This window comes from Pararhodospirillum oryzae (assembly GCF_007992075.1).
GTDB lineage: Bacteria > Pseudomonadota > Alphaproteobacteria > Rhodospirillales > Rhodospirillaceae > Pararhodospirillum > Pararhodospirillum oryzae.
Genome location: NZ_BJZO01000125.1, coordinates 1 through 8,901 on the forward strand (window position 1 = coordinate 1; position 8,901 = coordinate 8,901).

Consider the following 8,901-nt stretch of genomic DNA (forward strand, 5'->3'; position numbering starts at 1 on the left):
ATAAGGTCCGGGCTGACACCGGCGGCGGCCAGCTCTTCGTCGTTCATCTGGCGATGCGTGGCGGAAGCAGGGTGCAGCACGCAGGTCTTGGCGTCGGCCACATGGGTGGCGATCGAGGCGAGTTTCAGGCCGGCCATGAAGGTTTCCGCGGCGGAGCGACCGCCCTTGACGCCGAAGATCACGACGCCGCAGGTGCCGTTGGGCAAATACTTGCTGGCCAGTTCATGCTGCGGGTCACCGGGCAGGTCGGGATAGCGCACCCAGGCAACCTTGTCGTGGCCTTGCAGATATTCCGCGAGCCGCAGGGCATTGTCGCAGTGCTTCTTCATCCGCAGGGGCAGGGTTTCCAAGCCGATGTTAAGCAAAAAGGCGTTCATCGGCGCGGGCGTCGCCCCCAGGTCGCGCATCAGCTGAACCACGGCCTTGGTGATGTAGGCGCCTTCCAGGCCGAACCGTTCCGTGTAGACCACGCCGTGGTAACTGGCATCGGGCGTCGTCAGATCGGGGAACCTGTCCGCGTGGGCCGTCCAGTCAAACCGGCCGGAATCGACGATGGCACCGCCCACCGCCGTGGCGTGGCCATCCATGTACTTCGTCGTCGAATGGGTGACGATGTCGGCGCCCCACTCGAACGGCCGGCAATGAACCGGCGTCGCGAAGGTGTTGTCGACGATGAGCGGCACGCCGTGATCGTGGGCCGCCGTCGCGAATTTCTCGATGTCCAGCACCGTCAATGCCGGGTTGGCGATGGTTTCGCCGAAGACGGCCTTGGTGTTGGGCTGGAACGCGGCTTCCAGTTCCTGCCTTGAACAGTCGGGCGGAACAAAGGTGAAGGAAATCCCCATCCGCTTCATGGTAATGGCGAACAGATTGTAGGTTCCGCCATAAATGGCGGAGGACGCCACGATGTGATCCCCGCACGATGCGATGTTGAAAATGGCATAAAACGAAGACGCCTGTCCCGAGGAGAGGAGCAGGGCCGCCGAGCCCCCTTCCAGCGCCGCAATTTTCGCGGCGACGCGGTCGGAGGTCGGATTTTGCAATCGAGTATAGAAGTATCCCGCCGCCTCCAGGTCGAACAGGGCCGCCATGTCCTGGCTGGTCTCGTATCGGAACGTCGTGCTTTGAATAATGGGGATGTTTCGCGGCTCGCCATTCTTCGGCTGGTAGCCGGCATGCAGGCACTGGGTATCGAGGTTCATGGGGATGATGTCCTTTCGGCGGTCGCCAGGAGGGGAAGCGGATCAACGGCCGTCGTTGAGAGAAGGAAGAAGGCCCCGGGCCAGGGAGAACCTGGGCGGCGGCACGGACACGAAGACCCGGCATTGGATGGCTGTGATCGCGGGCCTTCAATCCTTGATTGAAGCGCGGGCCTTGAGTCCGAGGGGAGGATCAAGAGCGCCATGCGTTGAACCGGATCGGGGCTGGGTGCTCTAACTCTTTGTTTTTACTTTTGACTTATCCGAAAGCGGTTCCTGCTTTTCGGGTCTCACTCTAGGCCGCCCCTTCCCGAGGTTTCAAGCGGCCTTTTTTATTGAAGGTGCCTGTTATCGAAAGCCTGGGTGTTCGCATGACCGCCTTTCGAGGAACGGCGGCCCGGACCAGGTGCCGAACCTTCAGGACGGGGAGGTGCAAACACGATCGCGGCCTTCGTTCTTGGCTCGATACAGCGCCTCGTCGGCGCGGCGCAGCACGCTGTCTTGGGTGTCGCCCGGTCCCAGGGTGGCGACGCCGGCGCTGAGGGTGGTGGGCTCCCCGTCCAGGACCAGATGTTTCCGGATCGCTTGCCGCAGTCGCTCGGCAAGGTTCCGGGCCTCGATCAGGTCGGTTTCCGGGCATAGAATCAGGAATTCCTCGCCGCCCCAGCGCCCCACGATATCGGTGGCGCGGGTGTTGGCCCGGGTCAGGCCGGCCAGGGCGACCAGCGTTCGATCGCCTTCCAGGTGGCCGTGGGCGTCGTTGATTCGCTTGAAATGATCGATGTCGATCATGATCAGCGAGAGCGGCCGCCCGTAGCGGGTGGCGCGGTCAAGCTCGCGCGCGAAGCGTTCGTTGAGGTGCGCCCGGTTGGCAAGGCCGGTCAGGCTGTCGGTGCGCGACAAGGTGAGCAGGCGGCGGTTGGCGTGGCGGAGCTTGCCGATCCAAAACAGATTGCTCAGCACGATCACCGAAAACACCCCGATGACCTTGGCGACAACCGAGGTATCGATGCCCATCTGGGCCTTGATGGCGACGTGACTGTTGGCGATGCGGGCCCGTTCGGCGGCTGAAACCGCGTGGACGCCGATGTCGAGGCGCTCGCGCAGGGCTTCCTTGTCCTTGCGGATCCCCAGGCGCAACTGGTTTTCATACCCCGGGACCTGGCCCGCGATTTTCAGGTTGAACCAGCCTTCCTTCTTGATCGTGTACACCGCGACGGTGAGCGAGCGCATCGTCATGTCGGCTTTTTTCTTCGACACCAGGGCGAAGGCTTCCGCCTCGTCCCGGGTGGTGACGATGCGAAGGTTGGGGAAATCCTGGCGCACCCGTTCCTCGATCGCGGTGCCCTCGGGCAGGGCCATGGTTTCATCGGTGAGCGCCGCCAGATCGGGGATGAACGCGTGGTCCTCGTGGGTGACCACCACGTTGGGATCGATGAACAGCGGGTCGGTGAAAACCAGCCACTCCCGGCGCTGCGGGGTGTCGTTCAGGAAGCTGAGAATATCGCAGCGTCCGGCGTGGGAAGCCGCCAGCGATTCGTTCCAGTCCCTGGTGGGCACCACGGTCAAGGCCACGCCGGCCCGCTCGGCCGCCAGCCGGAGAAGATCGGCGCCGATGCCCTCGTGGTTGCCCTCGGCGTCGAGGCTGTCGTAGGGCGGCCAGTCGGGATCCACGCACACCGTTGCCGCTGGTTCACCCGGGGGGGGCGCTTGCGCGGCGGTCGCGCGGGCCGCGAGGGAAACCGCCCCCAGGGCCCCCAGAAGGGCGAGGATCCTTGCCGCTCCGTGCGACCAAAGCATGTGCCCCATTGGCCTGTCGCCCTCCCTTCGTCCCCGGCAGCCTCGATTTCAGTGTGATTATATCGACCTTCAGGGCACCGAAAAGGAGTCCTGCCACGGAAACGCCCCCAAGAATAAAGCCAGTAAGGAAGATTTTTCTTGTGACGGCCCGTTGGCTGACGCCGCGTATCGATATAAGGATGATTCATGAACCGATCGCGCCCCGTCGGTTCCAGTCGCACCCATGAGGAGTTGCCATCGTGGATATTCCACGGATTTTCACCATCACCGAAAGCGCCCACCGCATTCACAACCCGTTCACCCCGGCCAAGGTCGCCACCCTTGGCGAGGTGCTGCGCCTGGAACCGGGGACCCGCGTGCTGGATCTGGGCAGCGGGTCGGGCGAGATGCTGTGCACTTGGGCCCGCGATTTTGGCATCACCGGCACCGGGGTGGACATGAGCGTGCTCTTTTCCCGCCAGGCGCAGCAGCGGGCCGAGGAACTCGGCGTCGCCGATCGCGTGCGGTTCATCCACGCGGACGCCACGGGCTACGTTGCCGAGGAAAAGGGGAGCGTGGCGGCGTGCGTGGGGGCCACCTGGATCGGGGGCGGCGTCGCCGGAACCATCGAGCTTCTGGCCAGGAGTCTGGCCCCGAACGGGCTTATTCTGATCGGCGAGCCCTATTGGCGGCAGATGCCCCCGACGGAAGACGTGGCCCGGAAGTGTCTGGCGGGCTCGATCGCCGACTACCTGCCGCTCCCGGGCCTTCTCGCCTCGTTTGGCGCGCTGGGCTACGACGTGGTTGAAATGGTTCTGGCGGATCAGGAGGGCTGGGACCGTTACGAGGCGGCCAAATGGCTGACCATGCGTCGATGGCTTGACGAAAATCCCGAGGACGAATTCGCGGCCGAGGTGCGGGCGACCCTGACCTCGGAACCCGAACGGTACACCGCGTACACGCGGGAATACATGGGATGGGGCGTCTTTGCCTTGATGGCGCGCTGAAACGCGGGACTCTCTCGTTGTTCAGAGTCCGCCCGCCTCAGGTGGAAGCGGGCAGACTCTGGATGCCTTTGTCCGGGTTTGTCTTTTCGGGAAAGGACAGGCTTCCTTTTCCCAGGCAAACCCGGATCCTCGTTCTTCTTCGAGGCGCCGCGCCGGATGCCGGGTAAAATCCTCCTCGCGGTGTTTTTCGATTCCTACCCGGCGGCAACTTCTGCCTCGATCTTTCGGGTCGTTCAGACCTCGGTTTCGCCTTCGCGCGGCTCGGTGCCCGAGGCATCCACGCCTTGCAAGGCGTTCAGCACTTCGGGATCGAACGCGATGCCTCCGGGGCCGTTGGCCACCATGGCAAGCCCCAGGCGCGTGGCGCTTTGCGCGCGGTTTCCCTGCGAAGAACCGGTTTCGTCGGAGTCTCCTTGGTTGGCCATCGAATTGGTGGCCAGGCGCCGCTGGATCTCCTGGGCGATCGTGTCCTCGATCGCCGAGCGTTGTTCCGGCGACATGTTGGCCAGATCTTCCTCGCTCAGGCCCATCTGGCTGAGCAACTTTTCGCGCAGTTCCTTGATCTTCTCGGCTTCCAGATCCTTGACGTAGGCCTGGAAGCCCTTTGACTTGATGACATCGAATTCGGCCGCGAACGCATCGTTCGAAGCCTGTTTGCGCTGAGCCGCCACGGTGGCGGGGTCGCTGCTGACGATGGCAAGGGCGCTGTCCGTGGACATGGGGGGTCCTTTCCTGGGCTTGATCCTGTGGCAGGACAAGCATGCCCCGTGCCAGCCCGAGCCTTACTCCCGGGAGGGGAGCACGCGGCCGGTGAACGGATTCCACCCCCGGGCCGCCAGCACCGCCCACGCCGTCGCGCCCAGGTGGGGCTGGTGCTCGTAGAAAAAATCCGCCTGGGATCGATCCGGCCCCAGCGCCAGCCCGGTGGGCAGGCGGGCTTCGGGCGTTGCCCACAGGTAGCCGCCGGGGCTCGCCAGCCCGGCCAGGGTCGCCAGGGCCTGATCGGCCAGCGCGTCCTCGCCCACGGCGCGCGCGGTCAGGGCGGCTTGCGCCGTGCCCTCGGTCCAGATCCCGGCCTTGTCGCGGTTGAACGAAAAGCCCCCCTCGACACCGTGCGCGACGTGCGCATAGGCCAGCGCCCGGCGCCATTGCGCGGGCGCGCCCGTCAGCAGGGGCGGCCACACCTGGGCGTCCAGCCCCGAGGTGGCGTCATTGGGGGTGACGCCATCGGGCTGGGTGCCGATGCGAAAGCGTCCCTCGGCCTCCACCCACTGGGCGTTCAGGAAGGCCCGGGCCGCCGCCCGCCCCTCGGCCCAGGGACCGGGCACCGGACCGGCCGCCAGGCGCTCGAACAAGGCGGCCGCGTCGGCCGCGTGTTCCGTTGATTTCCAGGTGAGCGCCACCGGGGTGGCATCGGTGCCGAACAGGCCCCCCGTGAAACCGCCGGGCCCCCGGGGATCGTGGGCATGGGTCCAGATCCAGGCGCCAAGCGCGGCGGCCGCCTCCCACAAGGCCGGATCCTTGTCGGTTTCGGCCAGGGCAACCAGGGCAAGCCCGGCCCAGGCCACGTTGCCGGTGCTGGTGGAAACCTGGGCATCGTCTTCCAGCCATCGGCCTTGGGCCGGATCCCACCATCCGTTGGGGGACGGTGCGTCGGGCTGGGGGCCGGCGCGGTAGGCCGAGCGCAGGCGCCCCGCCTCGCCGGTGCGGTCGTGGAGCGCGGCCCGGCGCAGGGCTTCGCCGATCCGGCGCGCGCGTCCTGGCTCGTCGCAGGCCAGAAGCGCCAGAACGGCGAGCGCGTTGTCGTAGCTGAAGGCCGCCGTGGCCAGGGCCGGGTTGGCGGGGGGACCGTCGCCGGTCGCCGCGTCGTGACTGCGCAGGAACACCGCCGGCCCCCAGGGCTCTCCCACCCGTTGGGCCAGGGTCTGGCAGGACCGGGCGAGCAGGGAAGACGAGGCCGCGGGCGGGGCCGCCCGGGCGGGGAGGGAAGCCAGCACCACGGCCCCCAGGACCACGATTCCGGTCCGGGCCGTTTTCCAGGGACAGGATTTCCATGCGATCATTGTTTGCTTCCTTGGGCCGGAAAACCCCGGCTCCCTCTTTCCCCGCCCGCCCGGAAGGATCATCCTTCCCTTTTCCCGGCGCCGTTGGGGGGGAGACGCCAGGGCCTTCGCAACAAAGGATGGCGATCATGGCCATACCCACGATCCCGGCCAATACCGACGATGCCGCCACCACGTCATTCGTGGATGGCTTGATGGCGCGCCTGTCGCTTGCCGAAAAACTGGGCCAGCTTAACCTGCTGACCGCCTCGCTGCCGATCGGGAAAGAGCGTGCCGACGAAATTCGCGCCGGCCGGGTGGGGGGCCTCCTGGGGGGCCTGTTCCCGTGCTCGTTTGGCGTCGGCGGGCCGCGCGCCCTGCGCGAGGTCCAGGAAATCGCCGTGCATGAATCGCGCCTGGGCATTCCCCTGCTGCTGGCCTACGACGTGATCCACGGGCACCAGACAGTGTTCCCGATTCCCCTTGCCTTGTCGTGCGCGTGGGACATGGCGGTGGTGGAAACGGCCGCCCGCTGGGCCGCGCGCGAAGCCAGCGCCCAGGGGCTGAACTGGGTGTTTTCGCCCATGGTCGATATCGGCCGGGATCCGCGCTGGGGGCGCATCGCCGAGGGTCCGGGCGAGGACCCCTACCTGGGGGCGTGCGTGGCCCGCGCCATGGTCAAGGGCCTGCAAGGCGATGACCTGCGCCAGCCCGACACCGTGATGGCCTGCGTGAAGCACTTCGTGGGCTATGGCGCGGCCGAGGGCGGACGCGACTACAACAACGCCGACATGAGCCCGGCCCGCCTGCGCGAAGTCTACCTGCCGCCGTTCCAGGCCGCCGTCGCCGCCGGGGCCGGATCGGCGATGCTGTCGTTCCTGGCTCTCAACGGCATGCCGTCGCACGCCGACGCGGCCCTGATCGAGGAGTGCCTGGGGGGCCTGCTCACGGTTTCCGATTTCGATGGCATCCCGGAGATGATCGCCCACGGCCTGGGCGACGAGGAAGGCCGGATCGACGAAGCCGACCCGCTGCAAACCCTGGCCGAACGATCCCTGCGCGCTGGCGTGCACATGGACATGATGGGCCATGCCTACGCCACCCGCCTGGAGGCCGCCCTGGCCGCCGGCCGCGTGACCCAGGCCCACATCGATGCCGCCTGTCGCGCGGTGCTGCGGGCCAAGGTGCGGCTGGGGCTGTTCGACGACCCGTTCGCCCGCTTCGACGAGGCCCGCGCGGCGCGCACCGTCCACGCCCCCGAGGCCCGCGCCGCCGCGCGCGCGGCCGCCGCCCAGTCGTGCGTGCTGCTGCAAAACAAGGGCGACCTGCTGCCCTTGCCCCGGCAAACCCTGAACCTGGCGGTGATCGGGCCCCTGGCCGACGACACCGCCAACATCCTGGGCCCGTGGAGCTTCCAGGGGGATCCGGGCACCGCGGTTTCGGTGCTGGAGGGAATCCGCCAGGCTGCCGGTCCGGGCGTGCGCGTTGCCCATGCCCGGGGCGCCAACATCACCGACGATCCCCGCATGCTTGAGCTGGCCAACTTCGCCGGCCCCCGGGTGGTCAACGATCCCCGCCCGCCCGAAACCCTGATCGCCGAGGCGGTGGCCGTGGCGAGCGCGGCCGACGTGGTGGTGGCCGTCATGGGCGAGGCGTCGGAAATGAGCGGCGAGGCGGCCTCGCGCCAGGACCTGGGCCTGCCGGGCGGACAGCGCCGCTTGCTGGAAGCCCTGCACGACACCGGCACGCCCATCGTGCTGGTGGTGATGAACGGCCGGCCCCTGACCTTGTCGTGGGAAACGGACCATCTGCCCGCCCTTCTGGTGGCGTGGTTTGGCGGCTGCGAGGCGGGGGCGGCGATTGCCGAGCTGCTGTTCGGCGACCGGGCGCCCTCTGGCCGGCTTTCCACCACCTGGCCGCGCCAGGTGGGGCAGATCCCCTTGTCGTATGACCACGCCAGCACCGGGCGTCCGGGCGACCCCAAGGCCGATCCCGGCAAGTATTCCACCCGCTGCTATCTGGACGGCCCGTCCACGCCCCTGTTTCCCTTCGGGTTCGGCCTTGGCTACACCACGTTTGCCTACGACGACCTGGCGGTGGACAAGGCCACGGCGGTGGGGGCCGACACGGTCATGGTGTCGGTGCGGGTGACCAACACCGGCTCCCGGGCCGGGCAGGAAACCGTGCAACTGTACGTCGGCGACCCGGTGGCCAGCGTGGTCCGCCCGGTGCGCCGTCTGCGTGGCTTCCAGAAAATCCCCCTGGAGCCGGGCGAGGCGCGCCGGGTGTCGTTCGAGGTCACGACCCGGGATCTGGAGTTCTTCCACCCGACGCGCGGTTGGGGCTGGGAGGCGGGCGCTTTTCTGCTGGGGATCGGTCCCCACGCCGAAGCCACCCAAACCGTGCGCGTGGACTGGCGCAAGGAGGCCTGAGCGGGCGTTGCCTGCGTGGCCTCATGGGGCTGGGGCTTCTACCGAGGCCCCAATCCCGCAGCGTCGCGCAAGATGGTGTTGATTCGCGTCTGCCAACCGGGACCCTGGGCGCGGAAGTGCGCCACCACGTCGGGGTCCAGCCGCAAGCTCACGATCTTCTTGGGGGCCGTGGAGCGTGGCCGTCCGCCTTTGTGGGCGGAGGTCCGGACCTGCGCAACGATTTCCTCCATGCTTTCCCCGCCGTTGAACCGGACCGCATCGGCGAACCACGCCTCGGTCAATTCCGGGGCGTCGTCGGGATCAATCCACTCTGGCTTGGAATCGTTTGCGCTCTTTTTCATGGCCGTATCTCATGGAAATAATGCGCTGCCCGCCGTCGCGTTCGGTCCAGACCAGGATGACAAAGCGACCTCGCAACCATCCCGCCGTGATGTAATACCAA

The 8,901-nt window shown here is 67.2% G+C and carries 7 protein-coding genes; 2 read left to right on the forward strand and 5 right to left on the reverse strand.

Annotated elements, in window-relative coordinates; genetic code table 11:
- The coding region (locus ROR02_RS15285; RefSeq protein WP_147164909.1) for an O-acetylhomoserine aminocarboxypropyltransferase/cysteine synthase family protein at positions 1 to 1,202 on the reverse strand (1,202 nt) is incomplete at its 3' end.
- Between the two features lie 414 nt (positions 1,203 to 1,616).
- Positions 1,617 to 2,999: a diguanylate cyclase gene (locus tag ROR02_RS15290; protein WP_147164910.1), complete on the reverse strand. Its 1,383-nt coding sequence runs from the start codon at positions 2,997 to 2,999 to the stop codon at positions 1,617 to 1,619.
- Positions 3,000 to 3,238: 239 nt separating this feature from the next.
- On the opposite strand from ROR02_RS15290, the gene ROR02_RS15295 reads away from it, so the two are divergent.
- Positions 3,239 to 3,985, forward strand: coding sequence for an SAM-dependent methyltransferase (locus ROR02_RS15295; protein WP_147164911.1), 747 nt, complete (start codon positions 3,239 to 3,241; stop codon positions 3,983 to 3,985).
- A gap of 233 nt (positions 3,986 to 4,218) precedes the next feature.
- Here the strand turns inward: ROR02_RS15295 and ROR02_RS15300 are convergent, their stop codons facing one another.
- Entirely contained in the window at positions 4,219 to 4,704 is a 486-nt protein-coding gene (locus ROR02_RS15300) for a hypothetical protein (RefSeq protein WP_147164912.1), read from the reverse strand.
- 63 nt (positions 4,705 to 4,767) lie between these two features.
- Positions 4,768 to 6,048, reverse strand: a complete 1,281-nt coding sequence (locus ROR02_RS15305) for a hypothetical protein (RefSeq protein WP_147164913.1) — start codon at positions 6,046 to 6,048, stop codon at positions 4,768 to 4,770.
- A 128-nt stretch (positions 6,049 to 6,176) separates the two neighbouring features.
- Between ROR02_RS15305 and bglX the strand changes: the two genes are divergently transcribed.
- A complete protein-coding gene (gene bglX, locus ROR02_RS15310; protein WP_147164914.1) occupies positions 6,177 to 8,459 on the forward strand; it encodes a beta-glucosidase BglX in 2,283 nt (760 codons plus the stop codon).
- A gap of 38 nt (positions 8,460 to 8,497) precedes the next feature.
- On the opposite strand, the gene ROR02_RS15315 is transcribed toward bglX, so the two are convergent.
- Entirely contained in the window at positions 8,498 to 8,800 is a 303-nt protein-coding gene (locus tag ROR02_RS15315) for a BrnA antitoxin family protein (RefSeq protein ID WP_147164915.1), read from the reverse strand.
- Between the last annotated feature and the right edge of the window lie 101 nt (positions 8,801 to 8,901).